This is a genomic window from Paenibacillus sp. Y568 (assembly GCF_059445545.1).
In genome coordinates this window covers 409,612-429,313 of the sequence record NZ_JCAIUM010000001.1, presented here as the reverse complement: position 1 = coordinate 429,313, position 19,702 = coordinate 409,612, and the positions used below count along the sequence as shown (strand labels likewise).

General features: G+C 42.1%; 23 protein-coding genes. 18 read left to right on the top strand and 5 right to left on the bottom strand.

Annotated elements, in window-relative coordinates; genetic code table 11:
- The first annotated feature begins 78 nt into the window (after nucleotides 1-78).
- Nucleotides 79-504, top strand: a complete 426-nt coding sequence (locus AC1D7X_RS02155) for a MarR family winged helix-turn-helix transcriptional regulator (RefSeq protein ID WP_495474557.1) — start codon at nucleotides 79-81, stop codon at nucleotides 502-504.
- Between the two features lie 75 nt (nucleotides 505-579).
- Nucleotides 580-1,686, top strand: coding sequence for a Gfo/Idh/MocA family protein (locus tag AC1D7X_RS02150; RefSeq protein ID WP_495474556.1), 1,107 nt, complete (start codon nucleotides 580-582; stop codon nucleotides 1,684-1,686).
- A gap of 90 nt (nucleotides 1,687-1,776) precedes the next feature.
- Here AC1D7X_RS02150 and AC1D7X_RS02145 read toward each other — a convergent pair whose 3' ends face one another.
- On the bottom strand, nucleotides 1,777-2,004 hold the full coding sequence (locus AC1D7X_RS02145; RefSeq protein ID WP_495454272.1) for a hypothetical protein: 228 nt from the start codon (nucleotides 2,002-2,004) through the stop codon (nucleotides 1,777-1,779).
- 194 nt (nucleotides 2,005-2,198) lie between these two features.
- On the opposite strand from AC1D7X_RS02145, the gene AC1D7X_RS02140 reads away from it, so the two are divergent.
- The 3 genes from AC1D7X_RS02140 (at nucleotide 2,199) to AC1D7X_RS02130 (ending at nucleotide 4,407) form a co-directional block, all read left to right on the top strand.
- Entirely contained in the window at nucleotides 2,199-3,092 is an 894-nt protein-coding gene (locus AC1D7X_RS02140; protein ID WP_495454273.1) for a hypothetical protein, read from the top strand.
- Between the two features lie 192 nt (nucleotides 3,093-3,284).
- Nucleotides 3,285-3,953, top strand: a complete 669-nt coding sequence (ung, locus tag AC1D7X_RS02135; protein ID WP_495474555.1) for a uracil-DNA glycosylase — start codon at nucleotides 3,285-3,287, stop codon at nucleotides 3,951-3,953.
- Between the two features lie 31 nt (nucleotides 3,954-3,984).
- Nucleotides 3,985-4,407, top strand: a complete 423-nt coding sequence (locus tag AC1D7X_RS02130) for a hypothetical protein (protein WP_495454275.1) — start codon at nucleotides 3,985-3,987, stop codon at nucleotides 4,405-4,407.
- Here AC1D7X_RS02130 and AC1D7X_RS02125 read toward each other — a convergent pair whose 3' ends face one another.
- Entirely contained in the window at nucleotides 4,408-5,490 is a 1,083-nt protein-coding gene (locus AC1D7X_RS02125; protein ID WP_495474554.1) for an AI-2E family transporter, read from the bottom strand.
- A 184-nt stretch (nucleotides 5,491-5,674) separates the two neighbouring features.
- On the opposite strand from AC1D7X_RS02125, the gene AC1D7X_RS02120 reads away from it, so the two are divergent.
- Both AC1D7X_RS02120 and AC1D7X_RS02115 read left to right on the top strand, forming a co-directional pair.
- Complete coding sequence (locus AC1D7X_RS02120) at nucleotides 5,675-5,827, top strand: hypothetical protein (RefSeq protein ID WP_495454277.1); 153 nt, start codon at nucleotides 5,675-5,677, stop codon at nucleotides 5,825-5,827.
- 533 nt (nucleotides 5,828-6,360) lie between these two features.
- Nucleotides 6,361-7,935, top strand: coding sequence for an alpha-L-rhamnosidase-related protein (locus AC1D7X_RS02115; RefSeq protein WP_495474553.1), 1,575 nt, complete (start codon nucleotides 6,361-6,363; stop codon nucleotides 7,933-7,935).
- Between the two features lie 60 nt (nucleotides 7,936-7,995).
- On the opposite strand, the gene AC1D7X_RS02110 is transcribed toward AC1D7X_RS02115, so the two are convergent.
- The 3 genes from AC1D7X_RS02110 to AC1D7X_RS02100 are packed head-to-tail and all read right to left on the bottom strand — an operon-like array spanning nucleotide 7,996 to nucleotide 12,364.
- A complete protein-coding gene (locus AC1D7X_RS02110; RefSeq protein WP_495474552.1) occupies nucleotides 7,996-8,988 on the bottom strand; it encodes an AraC family transcriptional regulator in 993 nt (330 codons plus the stop codon).
- A gap of 3 nt (nucleotides 8,989-8,991) precedes the next feature.
- Nucleotides 8,992-10,548, bottom strand: a complete 1,557-nt coding sequence (locus AC1D7X_RS02105; RefSeq protein WP_495454280.1) for a response regulator — start codon at nucleotides 10,546-10,548, stop codon at nucleotides 8,992-8,994.
- 22 nt (nucleotides 10,549-10,570) lie between these two features.
- Nucleotides 10,571-12,364 carry a sensor histidine kinase gene (locus AC1D7X_RS02100; protein WP_495474551.1) on the bottom strand — a complete coding sequence of 598 codons (1,794 nt, stop codon included), beginning with the start codon at nucleotides 12,362-12,364 and terminating at the stop codon, nucleotides 10,571-10,573.
- 155 nt (nucleotides 12,365-12,519) lie between these two features.
- Here AC1D7X_RS02100 and AC1D7X_RS02095 point away from each other — a divergent pair, with 155 nt between their 5' ends.
- The 11 genes from AC1D7X_RS02095 to AC1D7X_RS02045 all read left to right on the top strand — a co-directional run bounded on the left by AC1D7X_RS02095 (nucleotide 12,520) and on the right by AC1D7X_RS02045 (nucleotide 19,652).
- A complete protein-coding gene (locus AC1D7X_RS02095; RefSeq protein ID WP_495454282.1) occupies nucleotides 12,520-13,878 on the top strand; it encodes an ABC transporter substrate-binding protein in 1,359 nt (452 codons plus the stop codon).
- A gap of 102 nt (nucleotides 13,879-13,980) precedes the next feature.
- A complete protein-coding gene (locus AC1D7X_RS02090) occupies nucleotides 13,981-14,847 on the top strand; it encodes a carbohydrate ABC transporter permease (RefSeq protein ID WP_495474550.1) in 867 nt (288 codons plus the stop codon).
- Nucleotides 14,844-15,746 carry a carbohydrate ABC transporter permease gene (locus tag AC1D7X_RS02085; protein WP_495454284.1) on the top strand — a complete coding sequence of 301 codons (903 nt, stop codon included), beginning with the start codon at nucleotides 14,844-14,846 and terminating at the stop codon, nucleotides 15,744-15,746. Before AC1D7X_RS02090 ends, AC1D7X_RS02085 begins: the two co-directional genes overlap by 4 nt.
- A gap of 254 nt (nucleotides 15,747-16,000) precedes the next feature.
- Nucleotides 16,001-16,438 (top strand): NucA/NucB deoxyribonuclease domain-containing protein, encoded by a 438-nt coding sequence (locus tag AC1D7X_RS02080; RefSeq protein ID WP_495454725.1) that lies wholly within the window; start codon nucleotides 16,001-16,003, stop codon nucleotides 16,436-16,438.
- A 94-nt stretch (nucleotides 16,439-16,532) separates the two neighbouring features.
- Nucleotides 16,533-16,628, top strand: coding sequence for a sporulation protein YjcZ (locus AC1D7X_RS02075; RefSeq protein WP_495454285.1), 96 nt, complete (start codon nucleotides 16,533-16,535; stop codon nucleotides 16,626-16,628).
- Between the two features lie 216 nt (nucleotides 16,629-16,844).
- Complete coding sequence (locus AC1D7X_RS02070; protein ID WP_495454286.1) at nucleotides 16,845-16,949, top strand: YjcZ family sporulation protein; 105 nt, start codon at nucleotides 16,845-16,847, stop codon at nucleotides 16,947-16,949.
- Nucleotides 16,950-17,127: 178 nt separating this feature from the next.
- Entirely contained in the window at nucleotides 17,128-17,322 is a 195-nt protein-coding gene (locus AC1D7X_RS02065) for a YjcZ family sporulation protein (protein WP_495474549.1), read from the top strand.
- Between the two features lie 455 nt (nucleotides 17,323-17,777).
- Nucleotides 17,778-18,689 carry a dihydrodipicolinate synthase family protein gene (locus AC1D7X_RS02060; RefSeq protein ID WP_495474548.1) on the top strand — a complete coding sequence of 304 codons (912 nt, stop codon included), beginning with the start codon at nucleotides 17,778-17,780 and terminating at the stop codon, nucleotides 18,687-18,689.
- 5 nt (nucleotides 18,690-18,694) lie between these two features.
- The gene (locus AC1D7X_RS02055) at nucleotides 18,695-18,868 is read left to right on the top strand and encodes an SGNH/GDSL hydrolase family protein (protein WP_495454288.1); all 174 of its coding nucleotides are present in this window, start codon (nucleotides 18,695-18,697) and stop codon (nucleotides 18,866-18,868) included.
- Entirely contained in the window at nucleotides 18,814-18,933 is a 120-nt protein-coding gene (locus AC1D7X_RS02050) for a sugar ABC transporter permease (RefSeq protein WP_495474625.1), read from the top strand. Before AC1D7X_RS02055 ends, AC1D7X_RS02050 begins: the two co-directional genes overlap by 55 nt.
- Nucleotides 18,934-18,962: 29 nt before the next feature.
- Entirely contained in the window at nucleotides 18,963-19,652 is a 690-nt protein-coding gene (locus AC1D7X_RS02045; protein WP_495454728.1) for an N-acetylmannosamine-6-phosphate 2-epimerase, read from the top strand.
- Nucleotides 19,653-19,702: the final 50 nt, after the last annotated feature.

Below are 19,702 nucleotides of genomic sequence, written 5' to 3'. Positions count from 1 at the left end.
CTTAAGAGATGTGGACACCTCCATTTCACGATGTTATAGTTAGTCCGCTAAATATACTTTACAAGTTGAGGGAAAAATATGAATGATAAGATTGATTGCGATATTCGTCAGTCGTTAGATCGAATTTCTTCCCAAATGCGGCGGGATTATAGTGAATCTCTAAGGGAACTTAATCTGTATGTTGGCCAGGAGAATTTGCTTTACCGGTTGTGGTTAGGCGATGGGATTACACAAATACAAATGTGCGAACATCTGAATTGCGAACCGCCTACGGTAACAAACATGGTTAAGTCACTGGAGCAAAACGGATTTATTTACCGAAAACGTGATGAAAAGGATGCAAGGGTAATGCGGATTTTTCTTACTGATAAAGGTAAAGATTTAGAGGATCCGGTTGATTTCAAATGGAGACAGGAGCAAGATAAATTACTAGATTCTATTTTACCGGAAGAACGCTTGCTTTTAAGAAGGCTTTTGAAGCAGATGGAGAGGAACTTATTCTAAGCTTTCTCTTGCGAATTTACTTAGCAGGCTAAATATATATAGATATCAAAATTCAAATATGGAGTTGGTTGTCACATGAGTAATAATAAAATACGTACAGGAATTATAGGCGGATCAGTTAATAACGGATGGGCAAGCGGTACACATATTCCAGCTATTGAGCACTTGAATGAGTTTGAGCTTACGGCAGTTGGGACAAGTAACCTGGAGAGTGCGAAGAAGAGTGCAGAAGCTTTTCGTGCAGAACACGGCTTTGATAACATAAAGGAATTGGCCGAGCATCCTGATGTGGACATGGTAGTCGTTAGTATTAATGTCAAGGAACATTATAATGCCGTTAAAGCCATTGTTCCTGCGGGAAAACCGATATATTGTGAATGGCCACTCGGATCAAATACGAATGAAGCACTTGAAATGCAGGAGTGGGTAGCATCCGGCCATTTACCCAATGCAATTGGATTACAGAGCAGACAAGCTCCAGCCATTAATTATGTGAAAGATTTATTGAAGGAAGGGTATGTTGGAAAAGTTTTGTCAGCTAATTTGAAAATATCTTTGGATGGAATGGGGGGAGTGGCTGACAAGGCCACTGCGTACTTATTTGATCGGAAGATAGGAGGGAATCTGCTCACTATTGTGGGCGGACATAATCTGGATGCATTTACCTATATGCTTGGAGACTTTACAGAACTTTCTGCTGTCACAGCACAACAGTTTCCCGAAGTCGAATTGGTAGATATCCATAAGTTCATTAAGAAGACGACCGATGATCAAATCTTGATTACAGGGAAATTGACGAACGGTGCAGCGGCCAGCGTTCATATTCAAGGTGGAGTGAAGCAGCAAACAGGGCTTATGCTAGAAATATTTGGAGACAAGGGAACAATCGTGTTGAGTGCACCAGCTTCGATTCAATTCGGATCCCATCAATTACGAGGAGCAGGAGCTATGGACCAAGAGTTACATGAATTAACAATTCCGGCTTCCTATTACTGGGTACCGGATTCCCTAATAAATGACTCGGGATTTGTTCTGAATATTGCGCAGGCTTACCATAATTTCGCCCGCAATATTAAGGAAGGAACATCCTTAACACCAAATTTTGCAGATGCAGTCAAACTTCATCAGTTACTTGATGCAGTGGAGCAAGCAGCACAAACCGGAGAACGGCAATATTTGTGAACGGGACCATCTACTAGAAACTTATAATGACTGAATTGTATCGCATGACTCTCATGAAATATGGAGAGTTATGCGTTTTTTTCATGTGCCCTATTCTGTCCGGAAATGGATGAGGTCACGCGAATAATACATCGTACTTCCGTCTTTTGCATCACGAATACGTATCCATTCAGGGCTATATTGTTCAACGTAACCGAGTCCAACACAACAATAGGTTGAATCTTCATTTTCATCCCATATGGACACTAGTGTTTGTGACAAAGCTGCGATAAAGAAATCCATGTCTGTAAATAATGAGCGTTTATTATTTGAGTTCATAGGTAAACGCTCCTTTATGTTTATCTTAATGTGGCATGTAACCTCTGCTAGTTCTACTATATCCTTTAGATCTCATTAGCGTTACACCATTCATCCTTCTAAAGTGATGCTTATGAAGAAAATTTCATATATTCCCACGGGAATCTAATCTATAATTAAAACAACGACCAGTATTAGGAAGGAGAAATTTAAACTTGAATGAGAAGATGAAGCAAACATATGAATATTTAAGCTTACCTGAAGACATCACACGAGAGGAATTGGACAGAAGGTTTAACTTACTTCTGAAGCGGCAACGCTCTAATTCTGCCGATAGTTCTTATGAAGAGGAATTTCAGGCGTACAAATTCATTCTTGATGAATTAGATCAACAAGAGATTATGGAAGCGGAAGATCAGAGGATGAAGAAATGGGGAAGACAAGCCAACGTTGCACGTAGAGTAGAGAATTTTTTTCGACTATACAAAATCCATACCGTGATTTCTATTATTGTTCTGATTGCATTGATCTTTGGTGGGAACGCTCTTTATAAATACAATCAGGAACAGAAGTATTTAGCTTCGCTACCTCCAGTAGATGCCAAGATTATGTTTGTAGGTAATTTTGCCTTGCAAGACCCCAAAGGGAAATATGACGATCTTAATAATGAAATCGTTAAGCAATTTCCAGAGTGGAAGAGAGTAGAGACAACGGTTATTAATCTTCCATCGACAGGAAATAGTGTGGAAACATTAGATATGACTTTAATGCAACGGGCCGTAGTCGAGCTGGCAGCTAATAAGCCTGACATGATTTTTATGGATGAAGCAACTCTATCATGGATCGGGCAGCAGGAAGGACTTCAGGATCTGAAGTCTATTATTTCAGAGGGACAACTTGCTTCGGATGATATAAGACTGAAACGTAAAAAGAACGAGGAGAGTGGACAAGAAATAGTTGCTGGTATAGACATAACGGACACAGCATTAGCTTCCAGTTTACCAGTCCAATCGCTTACGATGATAGCCGGTGTTGTGGCAGACGATGATGTAAAGGTAAAAGCGATGGCGTTTATCTTACACTCACTTAGTGGGACGGCTATCCAATAGATTGTTTGACTTATCTAGTCCTATTGATATAATAGCGAAAGGAACTATACACATGGGTAGCTGACTACCGTGCGGGTTAGATTTCCGTTACGGCAGCATGATTGAAGTATAGATGAGATAAGCTGGCTCCGGATATTGGAGTCGGCTTATTTTTGTAAGAAAAGACATGGTCATTAGAAAGGGTTGAAATAGATGTTCAGAAATGATTGGGATGAACAATTGCAAGATGAAATAGATAAACCTTATTTTCTTGAACTACAACAAAAGATAGCAAATGAATATGAGCATCATACCGTATTTCCTCCTAGGGAATGTGTATATGAGGCTCTTAAACTTACTTCATTCGGTGCGACGAAAGCTGTAATATTAGGTCAGGACCCCTACCACGGTGCAGGGCAAGCGCATGGTTTGAGCTTCTCTGTTATGCCGGATGTGCGCATTCCACCGTCTCTGAGAAATATATATAAGGAATTAAATGCAGACCTAGATTTAGATATCCCCAACCACGGATATTTAGAGCATTGGGCCAAAGAAGGTGTTCTTATGTTAAATACGGTTCTAACGGTACAGGAGGGAATGCCAGCTTCTCATCAAGGATTGGGCTGGGAAGTGTTTACAGACGCCATCATTCATAAGTTGAATGAACGTGACAATCCTATTGTTTTTATACTATGGGGAAGTCATGCGCAGAAGAAGAAGGCTTTTATCGATACGAGCAAACACCACATCGTTCAATCCAGTCACCCAAGCCCATTAGCGGCACATCGAGGATTTCTGGGTAGTAAGCCATTCTCACAAACGAATACATTTCTAGCGTCATCAGGAGCAGTTCCGATTGATTGGGTTATTCCCAATCTGTAAACGTCATTCGTGAGTAGGGAGATGGTTCAGGGTGAAGCACTGGATTGGGCGACAAGTGGTGATATATCTAGAGCAAAATAGTTATCTTCAAATCAAAGGTATATTACGAAAATGGGATTCTTCTGGATTCTGCATTGTAAAAGGATTGAATGAGAAAAAAATATACTTTCAAGAGATTAGTAAAATAGAATTGGCGAATGCCATTGATCCTTATCAAAAGGAACTAGAACGATCTTTGCTCCATTCTGTAGGTTATATGTTAACATCGGACATTCAATTTGATAATGCTATATATTTTAATTCATTCATTATGGTGTGGAATAAGGATCAGTTAATGACATATGGTACGAAGATAACAGCACATGACAAAGAATATGTGACCTTAATTGACGGGACAACGTTGAAGAAAGACCAGTTTCAATTCGTTGTTCGTTCTTTACGTAGTCAGCCTTAATTATTCAATAATGTCCTCGACTTTATCGGAAAGAAACAATCCGTAGATGTGAATGAGGATGATTTTGATAACCATATATGCGGGTATGGCAAGGATCACGCCCATAATTCCGAAAAATTCTGCACCAATTAACAATAAAATAACGGTCGTCAACGGATGGATATCAAGTTGTTTACCATAAATGACAGGTGATAATATATTGTCTTGTATTTGTTGAGCAATAATAATGATAACGACAGACCATATAGCAATCGAAGGTGAGACCGTTAGTGCAACGATAACCACAGGGATAGTAGCGATTAAAGCACCGACATATGGAATGAGATTTAGTACCGCAGAAATCAGAGACAGAAGTAGAGCATAAGGGAGATCGATAATTAAGAAACCGATATACATCATCACACCTAATATAAGATTCAGCAGTACACGTCCTACAATAAACTGACTTAAGGCTGTGTCAATTTCGGTTATGATCTCTCTGCCATCTTTCCGGTAACGGCGTGGAATGATATGCAGAAGGATAAAGGGGAGTTTAGCTCCTTCTTTTAGCATATAATACAGAATGATAGGAATCGTCGCTAGGATGATAACCACATTAGAGATCACACCTACGAAGTTAGAGATAGAATCCGTAATCCATGAAATCAGTTGATTTAGGTATTCTGTGAATCGAGAATAAAGCTCTGATTCAGATGGGATGATTTTGGAAAAGAAACGGTTCTGTTGTACTTGTTGTAGTTGCTTTTGCAGATCGGTTACTAAGTGTGGGGCGTTATCAACAAATGTTAGTACTTGATCGCGAAGTGTTGGCCACACAAGCATGGAGAAGAGAATTAATAATCCGGCAAAAGCTAGATATATGATAATGACAGATACGCTACGATTCAATTTTTGCTTCTGTAAATAATTAATAATGGGACGTAATAAGTAAAATAGAAAGCCCGATAGTGCAAATGGGACGAGCAATAACTTACAAACGTATAGTACGGGAAGTAAGATAAAGCTTAATTTAAATGCCATATAAATAATAAGCATGGTAGCAATAATACTTAAACACGTGCGGAAATATTTACTCTGATTCATGAAGACCCCTCCAACCTATGTATTGTATACAAGGCAAATGTTTGCGCCTACCTTTCTTTTTTAACCAATAGTCTGTTCTATGATTCATCTGATGTATTTATATTTATTAGTACGCGTGGTGGAGAATAGTTACCATGAACTTGGACAAGCTATATTTTAAAACAATTAATGAGGTGTCAAGATCATGAATATGAACACAGACGGCTATCACATAGCACCCTTGAACAAAGATGAACAAACGCTGAAAGCGATCCAAGAAGCTGAATCTCTTGTAACTGATCTCACGGGTAAAGAATTCATATTGATTGCCTATGAGAAAACGAATGACGTGCATTAAGATAGTTGTGTATACTATCAGCTAATTCATTATTAATTGTCCGATAAAATAAGACGACAGCGTATCAATCTTGATGATGATACGCTGTCGTCTTATTTTTTTAGAAGAAATTTATAGTCTATTGGATCTTTTTAATAATATTGATCTAATAGATTACTTCTATATTAAGTTCTTGAAGCCCATGTAACCATTTTTTTGATTTTATCTAGGAGATGATGGAAATCACTGATCATATGTGGGCATTTGATTGGGATGAACTAAACGGTGGAAATATCAGTTATCTGCTGGATGAGGAAGACGTGCGAAGTATATAGATATCGGACAGTCTCTGCGTCAAAGCAAGACCGACCAGCGACCTTGCTTCACATTTCACGAGCCATGTTGAACGTCTAAAAGTAGATCCGACTCAAATGTCAAATCTATAAGTAGCTGTAATAAGAGTAAGATATGCTGTATTCACTGTATATTCAAACAAGTTGGAATAAGGTTTACTAGAAGAGGAAAAGAAGCATGTCGAAGGAGGAACAACTAATATGACACAAGCTATACAGCGACAGGAAGCAGTAACCATTCATAAAAATGAGGCATTTTCCGCAGTTGCCGAGCAGTTGGAACCTCGGCTTATTTACAGGGAGTGTACCCCGAAGCAGATCGTGAACGTTATAAAAAAAGAAAAGGTGATACATGGGTGGCAGGCAGAAGCGAAGTGTAGCGCAGCAGACCTTTCAACCCTTTCATTCGGCAAAGGAGAAGAGGTTATTGTAGACTTCGGAGAACATCTGGTCGGGAATTTGGCGATTCGGATCGTTCCTGTGGGCAGCCCGCCGGATGCCCCGCTGCATTTGCAAGTCACACTGGGTGAAATGCCTGTAGAGATGGCGGAACCCTTCTCGGAATATAACGGATGGCTCAGCAGCTCCTGGTTGCAGGAGGAGCGGGTTCATCTGGATATACTTCCCGCCACCCTGAATCTGGAACGAAGATACAGCTTCCGGTATCTCAAGCTAAAGGTTCTTGATACCTCGCCAAAATACAAGGTATCTTTTCCTGAGATCAGCTGCACGGCGGTAACCTCGGCAGATCGCTCTACTCTGTCTGTGCTGACTCATTCAGACGTGGAACTGCAAGCGATAGATGAAGTGAGCATAAAAACGCTGGAGGAGTGCATGCAGGACGTGTTCGAAGACGGGCCCAAGCGGGATCGGAGACTATGGCTCGGAGATCTACGGCTGCAGGCGTTAGCCAATTATGAGACTTTCTCAGGCAACGATCTGGTGAAGCGCTGTCTGTATCTGTTCGCAGCCCATCCGGATGAGAGAGGCAGGATCACGGCCAATTTGTTCATGAAGCCACAGGTGACAGCGGACGATACGTATCTCTATGATTATTCACTCTTTTTTGTCTCTACACTTCATGATTATTTCTTGGCTACGGATGACCTGAACACACTTGAGGAGTTGTGGCCGTCTGCATACCGGCAGATTGAGCTTGCTCTAGAACGAATTGACGAACGTGGAATCGTAACCGATGACGAGAGCTGGTGGTCCTTTATTGATTGGCATCCCAACCTGAACAAGCAGGCTCCTTCCCAAGCCATCTTAATCTATAATATGAAGCGCGCACTGCATCTGGCAATTCTGCTCGGAGATGAGAGGAAGGATAAGCTGGAGGAGAGGATCGAAGAACTTACGCAAGCGACAAAAGAACATTTATTGGACTCCCAATCAGGCTTTTTCATCAGTGGTTGTAATAGACAGATATCATTTGCCTCACAAATCTGGGTGGTGCTGGCCGGAATTGTAGTGCCAGAGCGTGGAAAGGAGATTATGCTGAGGCTTATAGATGACAAGTCTGCGATTCCAATGTCCACACCCTATATGGTCCATCACTTTATTGAGGCGCTGATTCAGGTCGGCGAGAAGGAAACCGCCATCCGGGAGATTAAGAAGTATTGGGGACAAATGCTTAAGGATGGAGCCGATACGTTCTGGGAGCTATATGATCCAAACGATAAGAGCTTTTCACCTTATGGAAGCCATCTGATTAACAGCTACTGTCACGCCTGGAGCTGTACACCGACCTATCTGATCCGTAAATATGAGTTATAATACAGCATCCGTTACCGTACGAAGTAAAAACAACCTGAGTATCTGCATCCCTGCGATGTCTCAGGTTGTTTCATTTTGCTTGCGGTATAGTAGTGGAGTTAGTCCATAGCGCTCGGCGAACCTTTTGTAGAAGAAACTTAAACTTTCATACCCGCATTCTTCAGCAATCTCTCCGATCTGGCGGTCGCTATGGGCGAGCAGGAGAGCGGCATAAGTCATACGATGCTCCTGTACCAACTCACCAAAGGTCTTGCCGGTGCTTTTCTTTAAGAGATTGCTCAGATAATTCGGATTGAAATTAAAGTGCACAGCCAGATTCTTCAGAGAACAATTATGGAAATGGCGCTCCAAATATTGCAGAATTTCTAGCAGATCGGCACGTTTGGTTAATGGTAGCTCACTTAGGGTAGTATCCTGTTTGAGCACCCGCATAAGCTCAGTGAAGACGATGACCATATAGCCACTTATCATATCCGCAGAGAAATCACGCGGAGCGAAATACTCGCACATCATGCTAGCGAGAGTATGATGAAGGCTGTGGCAGTTTTCTGATCGGAAGATGAGGTAACGGTCGTGGACGGCTGACGGAGACTGGACATTGACCAGAAAATCGATTAATCTCCTGTCAATCCCCAAGCGTGTCAGAAATGCCGCGTTCAGTGTTTCCTTTCGCATAAGAATATTGATCAGGATGTCATCTTCATCTAGGATGGAAATTGAATGGGGGACATCCGTATCGAGTAAGCAGATCTGGCCTTGAGTTAGCTCGATGGTTGATCCGCCGATGGTCTGCCGGCAGCGGCCGGAGTACATGTAGTTGAGCTCAATAAATGAATGGGTATGATCTGGCATGGTCGCAAATCTGTGGTGCTTGCTGATATGATAATCGCCCTGGTTGAAAAAGTAGTGTTCTGGCAGACGTGGAACTCGTTCCCCTTGAGACGGAGTCATTTCTTGGCCGCCGTATTCTTCGATGTTGCGGCGGGTGAGCCGTTGCTTGGCTTCTATGGCATCATGGTGGCGGAGAAACAGTTCAAGTTCTGCATGATCCATAGGTCATGCCTCCTTTTCGGTTTCGCTCAATTTACGATACTCCTCCGGTGTGTATCCAGTCATTTTCTTGAACAGCCGAAAAAAGTATTTAGCGTTGTCGATTCCCAAATTTTTAGCTATCTTATAAATTTTATCATCACTGGAGCGCAGCAGTAGCTTTGCGCGTTCGATACGCTCTTTGTTGACATGATCAATCAGATTCTCGCCGGTCTTTTCTTTGAACAGAAAACTGAGGTAGCTAGGGCTGATATAGAACAGGCCCGACAGATGCTCGAGTGTGACCGGTGAAGCTATATTTTTGCGAATATATACCTTTACATTGTCGATGACATTAGGTGAAGAATAGACCGATTGCTCCTTCAGTAAGTCTGCGATGGAGGTGAGTACCGTTAAGAAGTACTGCTGGATTTCTTCAGCATCAAAGGAAATACCCAGTAGTGCTTCTAGACTTGAAGACGGATGCTGCCCGTTTTGGGTAGGGAAATAAGAAGAGATCAAATTTTTAACATCAGCGATGATATTCCGGCAATTCTCTTTGAGCTGATGAATCGTCGCCGCAGGTTGCCCTCGATAATAATCAAAATAATCAAGAACCCTTTTAGCCACTTTCTCGCTATGGCCCGATTCGATAAAAAAAAGTAGGTCTCGGTTGCCTTCCCACAATACTGGCTCAGCCTGATAACTTCCCGGATGGTAGAGAAAGTACTGTCCTTGGTCGGCGATGGCACGGCAGTTTAAAGCAGACATTGACTCCTCACGTGCCTGCTGTAGCTCCTTCACATCCCTCTTTACATTACTGATGCCGATGCAGGCCTGTGGTCCAGTGTCGAGGATTAACTTCCTAGCTTCGGAAGCAGCCAGTTCAAGTATTTCAGTGTCTTTAAGTGAAGTGTCATATAGCTGGAGAGAAAAAGCCAGTTTTCTGCTCTGCGGGTGGAGAAGGAACAGATGAGACCTCTCCAAGCTGGGTTCCTGATTCGCTAACTCCTTCGGATTATAGAGGGTTAGCAGGGCCATTTTGCTGGAAGTCATGAGACTACGCAGGGGAGCAGAACGGAAAGTAGGCGGATTATTAGCGGGATAGAAACCGGCAACGTATTGTAGTAATGCATGCATATCTCCAAGCAGACTGAGCTGTTCAGCTACTCTGGTGATACTTAGCGTCTCGGCTTTGGCGGACTGCTCACTTTCGATCGCGGTTAATGCTTTGGAAATTGCATCTCTAATCTCATCTTTACTAAACGGCTTCAGTAAATAGTGGACTACCCGGGCAGAGATGGCTTCCTGCATATATTCGAAGTCAGAGTAACCGCTGATGACGATGATCTTTTTATCCGGATATTGGTTTTGTAGCTGCCGTAGCAGTGATTTTCCGTCCATAACGGGCATCCGCATATCGGTGAAGATCAGGTGTGGGTCCTCCATGCGGACAATCTCTAGTGCATCCTCGCCGTTGTCCGCTTCTCCGCAGAAGATGAGCTCCTCAGTTACGCTACGGATCTTTTTCAGTAGACCCTGTCGGATCAATGGCTCATCGTCGATAATGATGAATTTGTACATGGTCCAGCACCTCATTTCTTCGTTATTTGGATGGGAGTGTCAAAGTGATAGTCGTGCCGACTGCAGGCTCGCTGGTAATCGCCAGCCCGAAATCAGAACCGTAATATAGGGCAATGCGGGAGTGTACATTCTTTATACCGATGCTCTGCCTGTTTCGATGACCAAGCCCCATGAACTCCGGCGGCTGATCCAGTAGTCCTTGAATTTCCTTCAGCCGTTCTCCGGAAATACCAATTCCGTCATCGTGGATTTCAAAGATAATCCTCCCAGTCTCCGGCTCCAGGAAGCCCTTTAATAGGAGCATGCCTTTGCCCTTTTTATTCTCTAAACCATGGTAAACGGCATTTTCCACTAAGGGCTGAAGGATTAACTTGAGAATTTTTGTTTCCAGCACGGCTTCCTCCATTTCTTTGACATAACGGATTTTACTGCCATAACGAATCTGCTGAATGGCCATGTAGTTGTCTACGTGTTGTAACTCGTCCCGGGCTAGCACCAATTCGCTATCGGTTTTGATGCTGTAACGGAACATATCCCCCAGTGATTTGGTCATCACAGCGATACTATTTACTTCCTCAATTTCGGCGATGCTGTTGATGGATTCAAGTGTATTGTAAAGAAAATGAGAATTGATCTGGGCTTCAAGCGCTTTCATTTGCGAGTCCATCGTCAGGATTTTGTTCTGGTAGCTTTCCCTGACAAAGGTATCGATGTCCTTCATCATTTTGTTGTATTCCGTATACAGGAAGCCGATTTCATCGAACCGATGAGGCTCAATCTCCGTGGTAATGAACTTTTGCGATTTATTTTTGCGCATTATTTTGGCTAGACGTGTAATGGGTTTGGTAATCCAGTTGGACAGTAGGACAGAGAGCAAAATAAAAATAACAGCGCAAGTAAAAGAAATATAAACGATTAGCTTCTGGGAGATACCATATTTCTCATACAGTTCGCTTAACGATATATTAGCGATGACTGTCCAGTGATAGACCGGCAGTCGCTGGATCACCGTCAAAGTGTCCCCATTGTAAAATTCAAGCTCATCACTCTGCATGGTTTCCGTTTTGCGAATTAGGTCTTCTGGCAGTCGGGTGTCGATGTTCTTACCAGTACTGTCATTGATAATGTTACCGTCATCATTCGCTAGGACAAAATAGCTCATATTGGGTACGGCATCCTTGTTCAGGTTCTTAAAAATATTCAGACTGCAGTCAAGCATGAATACGCCAAGAAACTCTTGTGTCTTCATATCGTAAAGTGCGCGGGAAAAGACAAGAGAAGGTTCAGAGTTAATAATATAAGGTTTTATTCCTGGTTCTCCGATATAGAGCTGGCCTTTGTTGCTAATGGTTTTCTTATACCAGTCATCCTGGAATGGGACGTAACCTACCTGAAGTTCTGCCGTGCTACCGTAGCTTATATTTTTGCCATCAGGAGAAAAAAGATAAATCCCGTTAATATAATCATAGCTGAGCAGCAAATTTTCGAAGATCAGCTTTACCTTGTTCTGTATAATAAAAATGTCGTAAGAATCGTTGGTGTCGGCCAGCTTCTTGAGTTCATCGCTTACTATACTGTATGCGGTTGCACTGGAGGACTGCTGCTGAATGGTGAGCGAGATTCGTTCAATATTACTAAAGATGTCTTCGATGCCCTGAACGGTATTATGTATGGTGTTGGAGGCAACAAGTGAGGTTTGCTGGTTGACCAGATTGGTATAGCTCTGGTAGGAGTTATACGTGACGATGACAATAGGAATGACGGAGACAAGGACGAGCGCCAGTAAAAGCTTAGTTTTGATACTGACAAATTTCATGCAACTTCCTCCAATGTAAACACATTCGTAAAATAGTGCACCCTAAATACAAAAGTAATTATACCGCTTACAATATTAAAATAACAATACAACAACTAACAGGATTTGGTTGCTGGGGGGAAATGAAGTTACAAGAAAATTGGGGGGGTTATTAAATGAAAAATAGGACAAAGAAACGGACAGGAACCATGCTGCTGGCTTTGATGCTTACACTTCTTGCTGGCTGTGGATCGGGAAACAATGGTAATGCTGTAGGTGACAATGGAAACGCTTCAAATACTCCGGAAGTTTCAGCAACTGCGGACACTGCGAAAAAGATAACGCTCACGATGATGGTATCCGGTACAAAAGCCCCGGATGGGCAGGATTTTGCACTCGATGTTATGCCTAAACTTGTCAAGGAAAAATTCCCTAACGTAACCCTGGAAACCTCAAAGCTTCCGGATGAGCAGTATTTCACTTCTATCCGCACCAAGCTTGCTTCAGGTCAAGGACCGGATATCTATTGGGTATTTCCAAGAAATGCTTCGCTCGGTGTTCTGGATATGGCCAAGGCTGGTTATGCGGCCGATCTATCAGACCTGACCTTCTGGGATAACATCAGCCAGGGGGCAAAAGATGATATGTCTTATGAGGGCAAACCTTATGGAATCGCAGGAGGACTGGATTATCTTGGGGTCTATTATAATCAGGACTTGTTCAAGCAGGTAGGCATTACGAAAATGCCAAAAGATTGGCCTTCGTTCCTGGAAGCCTGTCAGAAGCTGAAGGATGCAGGAATTACTCCGATCTCGTTGGCTGATAAGGACCCTTGGTTCTTGCAGTTTGGAATGTACCAAATCGCTGCAAATTTAGTTTATCCGGATGAAATGGACTTTGATAATAAACTCCAAGCGGGTGAAAAATCGCTGACAGATCCGAAATGGGTTGCTACCATCTCTAAAATGAAAGAATTATACGACAAAGGTTTTGTGGTTAAAAATTCATTGGGACTTGGAAGCGCTCAAGCTGCTCAACTGTTTGTAGATGGCAAAGCGGGAATGGTATTTGACGGAACATTCGATTATTCCACAATGACGGCCAAGGGTGCAGCCAACTTTACCCGCGGATTCTTCTCGCTGCCGGCAAATGAAGTAGGAGAGCCAACATATGTCTCAGCCGCAACCGCAGCAGGTTTTGCATTGAACGCGAAGTCTGAGAATCTGGATATCGCAAAGGAAGTTATGAATTATCTATTCGACGGTCAATCTGACTTGTTCAAGGCATGGACCGAAGCCAATAGCTCTATAAGTGTGTACAAAGGTGTAGTGCTGAATCATGATCTGTTCAAAGAAGTCAACGACTCCTATTTGAATAACGGAAAGTCCGTGTACTTCCCGAACCAGATGTGGCCAACTGGTGTTGCTGAAGAAATGGAAGCTAAATTCGCTGAAATTATCGGTGGACGTAAGACAACTCCAGAGCAAGTTACAGAAGCTATGGATGCGAAGTTTAAGGAACTGTGGAGAAACTAAATTTGACATAACTGATAATTGTTCCGCCAGCCTTGGAATTTAACAGCCGGGAGGCGGAACGATTTTGGACAGGAGGATAAGACAGAGGTGAAATCAAATGTAATGAAAAAAACGATGTACTTTTTCGCGGTCCCGGCGTTGCTCTTTTATTTGACCTTCTGGATTTTTCCAATCACTAAGCTGTTTCAGTACAGCATGACTGACTATAACGGGTATGCCCAAACCTTCAATTACATCGGCTTCGATAATTATAAGAATTTGTTTAGCGGAGGCACTCTGGGCAACTCGATCAGTAATACGCTCATTTATACCGTAGTCAGCGTAGTGGCAGGCAACTTGATCGGACTCAGTTTGGCGCTGTTGCTGAACATGAAGATTCGAGGCAAGGGCTTCTACCGCTCGATCTCCTACATACCCACCTTGTTCAGCGCAATAGTGGTCGGTTTCATCTGGAGCTATGTCTATATGCCTGACAGTGGAATGATTGCTACATTCTTGGATAAGCTCGGAATTCCAAACGGCAACTTAAACTTCTTGGGTAGCTATTCTACAGCGCTATATTCCATCATTTTTGTGGAAATCTGGAAAAATGTCGGTACAACCATGATTATCTTTCTGGCAGGGCTTCAGACCGTTCCAAATGATCTTTTGGAGGCCGGACGGATCGACGGTTGCGGCGGCTGGAAGTTGCTGCGGTTTGTGAAGCTTCCGCTACTCGCCACATCCATTACGATTAATACGACGCTGAGCCTAATTAACGGGCTGAAAGCCTTCGATTTCCCGTTCATTATGACCAATGGAGGTCCGGGAACTTCAACTAACACTCTGATTTATTCAATATACAAAATGGCATTTACAGAGCAAATGTTTGGAAAGGCCTCGGCACTTGGGATCATTTCATTTATGCTGATTATCGTTGTTACTGCTGTGTCTGTACTGCTGATGAATAGAAAAGAGGTGTCCGCATGAGCAATGGAACGGTAGTAGATAAGATGCTTCAGCCAGATCCTGCCTTGAACGCGCGGAAGTCTGTCAGACCCGGAGCTTTGCTCAAAAAGATACTGGTTCAGATGTTTGTCATCATTATTATGGTACTTAATCTAATTCCGTTGGTGATTGTGCTATCCACTTCGCTACGGTCTCCAGATAACAATACGAATCCGCTGAATTTGTTTAATGAGATTTCCTTCACCAGTTACCGTATAGCTTTTGAGCGGATGCATTTTGGTTCCGCCCTACTGAACAGCGTGGTGCTGACCGTGATTTCCGTGCTATTGGTGGTGATCTTCGCGGCCATGGCTTCCTATCCTATGGCCCGAATCAGAAGCAGATGGAGCCAGTTCTTGTATCTCTTCTTTCTGGCAGGCTTGGTTGTACCTGGACAGATGGTACTGATTCCAATCGTACAAATGATCAACAGTCTGGGTATTCCCAGCACGCAGTATACGCCGATCCTGATGTTCGTAACCTGTAGTTTACCGTTCTCGACATTCCTGTACACCGGCTTTATTCGCAGCGGTGTTCCAGAAGAGGTAGAGGAAGCAGCACATATTGATGGCGCGGGGCTGTTCCGTCGCTTCTGGACGGTGGTATTCCCGCTGTTGATTCCTGTTACCGTATCGGTTATCATCACACAGGGTATTTGGATATGGAACGATTATTTCTTCAACATGACCTTTATTTCCAAGTCTTCACAATCTCCGCTGCCACTGGCGATGCTAGGATTCATGGGCGACCAGCAGAACCCGACTCAATGGAACGTGCTGTTTGCAGCGTGCATGCTATGTGCAATGCCGCTGTTGATTGCCTTCTCCTTTCTACAGAAGTATTTCGTGGGAGGACTTACTGTGGGCTCGGTTAAGGGGTGAATAGCAAGTCTCAAATGTTAATTTGTATAATTAATTAAATCCTCGTAGAAAAGCTGCCGGTTGCTTTTCTATGGGGATTTTAACTTGCAGGCGCCGTTCAGCCTGAATATGGACTGATTACCCCTAAACAACGATTAAATCTAAGGATCAGCTAGACAATTCTATTCCCTTATGGCAAGATTACTCAAAATATGATATATTTCTACATTACCGAAATGGCTTTTAACATAGGGGGAGAATGTAGATTGAAGAAGATGAAACGATCCGTATTTAGCCTTGTATTCGCAGTAATAGTAGCACTAGGAGCATTCTATTTCGGCGATATCGATGTTTCAAACAAGACGGATCAAGTTGAGACTCGCACGGATGTTGATTACTCATTAGAGTTTCCTACAGACCGATATCCAGAGACGGCAGCACACATTGAAGAGGCTATCCGTACGGGGCATTCGGCCATTTGTACGATTGATCGTTCAGGTGCAGAAGCTAATCGTACTGAATCATTAAAGGGCATTCCAACGAAAAAGGGATATGACCGAGACGAGTGGCCGATGGCCATGTGTATGGAAGGCGGAGATGGTGCAGATATTGAATACATAACTCCAAAGGACAATAGAGGAGCAGGAAGTTGGGTAGGAAATCAGCTTGAGGAATACCCTGATGGAAGTCGAATAGAATTCATAATTCCATAATAAAGGGATCGATTTGATTATTTGCCGAAGTGCCCTTACCTTAACCGATTTTGAACATAAGCTGTTGTATCATCGGAAAAAGGAGGAATTGCAAATGGGAGGTTTTGCTGGAGGTATCGGAACATCAACAGCTGCAATTTTAGTATTGTTCATCTTGCTCGTAATTATTTCTAAAACATTCATTCTATAATGAATACATGTTTACAATGATTTAGTAAAACAGGCTGTCCGAATATCGGGCAGCCTGTTTGGTATTTAGATATGGAATGAATAGTATAGTGAAAATATGCACTTATAGACTAGTAAAAATTCCATAAAAATATGCTATTTTTATGCTAGAAAGCCCTGTCCTTATTCTGTTTTGTACATAAAATAGATTGTACCTTAAGAAAAGGAGGGATTACCCATGAGTGAAAATGCAGGATACGGTGGTGGAGTGTTCACTAGTACAGGCGCAATCTTGGTATTGTTTATCTTGTTGGTTATTATTACAAAAGCACTTTGGGTTTAATATAGTCGATCGTTGCCTTATATGTAGCTCTGCGAATGAATGCAGAGCTTTTTTTGTGCGAGAAAACGCCTGACAAAGACTGAAATCAATAAATTTATTATTTCTTTACCAGATAGCCCATCCCATTTTGCGGATTATACATAGACTACGGTGTACACAAATAAAGGAGGAATTAAACATGGGAGAAGTAAACGGATATGGTTGTGGATGTAATGGTGGAAATAACGTTGCAAATAATAATGTAGGACCTGTTGCTGGAGGATGTTGTCCACCTGTCGGAGGAATAGGCGGGTTAGGTTTAGGCGGATCTACAGGTGCCATTTTAGTATTGTTTATACTACTTGTAATTATTACTAAAGCACTTTGGGTGTAATGTAAGAATAAAACGTATATAAGAAAGGGCCCTGCCATATGAATGGCAGGGCCCTTTCTTACAATGTATTGAAACTTATAAATCTTAGCGACGGCGTCCAAAGAAACCGTAACCCCCGCCTCCAAGAATCAAGAGAATAATGATTATCCATAGTAGTGTACTCATCGTTATCAACTCCTTTACCGTTTCTGTTCCTGATAGGATATTACCCACTATTATTGCATTTGAATAATAATGTACCTTCCATGAAATGGAGCAAGCGCTTTAACTAAAGGTTAGTTAAAATAAAGTTAAGCGTTTACATAAAAACATTTTCATTGTATTATTACGTCAGGTGGAAATAATTTTTATTTTAATAAAAATAGAGAAAATAATTTACAAATTGATGAATCCATGATATTTTGTATGTATGAACTTCAAATGTAATAAATAATAACTTACTTGGGGGAAGAAACGTGACATTAGAAAAATTCCACGGAATATTACCTGCTTTTTACGCTTGCTATGATGAACAAGGAAACGTTTCAGAAAGTCGGACCAAGGATTTATGTAATTATTTGTTTGATAAAGGAGTTCAGGGTGTTTATGTAGGAGGTAGTTCTGGTGAGTGTATTTATCAGAACCTAGAAGAACGCAAAGCTGTGCTGAGTTACGTTGCCAATCAATTGAAGGGTAAAATGACCCTTATTGCTCATGTAGGAGCACCATCTACCAGAGATAGTATTGAATTAGCTAAACATGCGGCAGCGTTAGGGTATGATGCATTGTCTGCTATTCCACCTATTTATTTCAAATTGCCAGACAGTGCTGTATATAAATATTGGACGGACATTATGGAAGCAACACCGTTAGACTTTATTATCTATAATATTCCGCAACTAACTGGTTTTACGTTAACGCCAGCATTATTTGAGAAGTTGCTTGCTAATAAGAAAGTTATTGGAGTTAAGAATTCATCAATGCCAACAATGGATATTGAGCGTTTCAAGAAAGTCGGTGGAGATGATGTTATCGTCTTTAACGGTCCGGATGAACAGTTTGTCTCAGGAAGAATCATGGGAGCAGACGCTGGAATTGGCGGTACGTATGCCGTTATGCCAGAATTGTTCTTACAGGCGAATGAATTCGTGAAAGCTGGACAGTTCAATGAAGCTAGAGAAATTCAAAGTGATATTAATGATATTATCATTGCGCTGTGTTCGTTAAAGGGATCGATGTATGCAGGAATAAAAGAAGTCTTGAAAAGAAGAGGAGTCGACATTGGTATTGTAAGAGCACCACTTGAAGGAATGCACAGCGAAGATAGCGTTCAAATCGAAGCGGTTATGCAGTTGATTGATCAAGCTATCGCAAGATATTGTCGGTAATATCGATGAAGAAAACAATAGTATGTTTTGGAGACTCGAATACTTGGGGCTACAATGCTGAGAGTGATGGTAGGTTTGATGATACCGCGAGATGGACAAGTCTACTAGATGGAGAACTAGGGAAATCAACTTTGCTTATAAAATGGCTGGAGCAACCGTTGCTGCCATTCCAATGCTAGTGATCTTCTTGTTATTCCAACGTTTTATCACTAGTGGAATGACGGCCGGAGCAGTTAAAGAGTAAATCCAAAAAAAAGTTAGGGGTTGGTAATGATGAACACCGAAAACAATATGTTACAAAAGATAAAAGGTAAGCTCGTTGTTTCTTGTCAAGCCTTACCTGAAGAACCGTTGCATAGTCCATTTATTATGGGAAGAATGGCTTACGCTGCTTTCTTGGGAGGAGCTTCGGGAATTCGAGCGAATAGTGTAGAAGATATTAAGCAAATCAAGACAACAGTTGACCTACCAATCATAGGGATTATTAAAAGCGTGTATGAAGGCTCTGCAGTATTTATCACACCCACATTAAAAGAAGTAGATGAACTTTATTGTGAAGGTGTAGATATTATTGCTATGGATGCGACGGATCGAGTAAGACCAGATGGATCTACCATTTCTGAACTATTCCCACGAATACGTGAAACCTATAAAGATCAGCTATTTATGGCAGATTGCTCAACATACGAGGAAGCAGTCAAAGCTGTGGAGATGGGATTTGATTGTATAGGGACGACTTTAAGCGGATATACAGAAGCCACAAAAGGTAAATCCTTACCGGATTTCGAATTAGTAGAGAAACTTTGTAAGAACTTCTCTATTCCAATCGTAGCTGAGGGAGGAGTCTCTACTCCTGAAGAATTGAAGAAAATGTTCGATTTAGGCGTGTATACAGCTGTTGTCGGATCGGCGATTACAAGACCGATGGAGATCACGCAACGATTTATTAAGGCTATGCAATAATACATGTTCGGGCGCTTATCTCTGAACCATTGGGAAGGATCGAAGGGGAT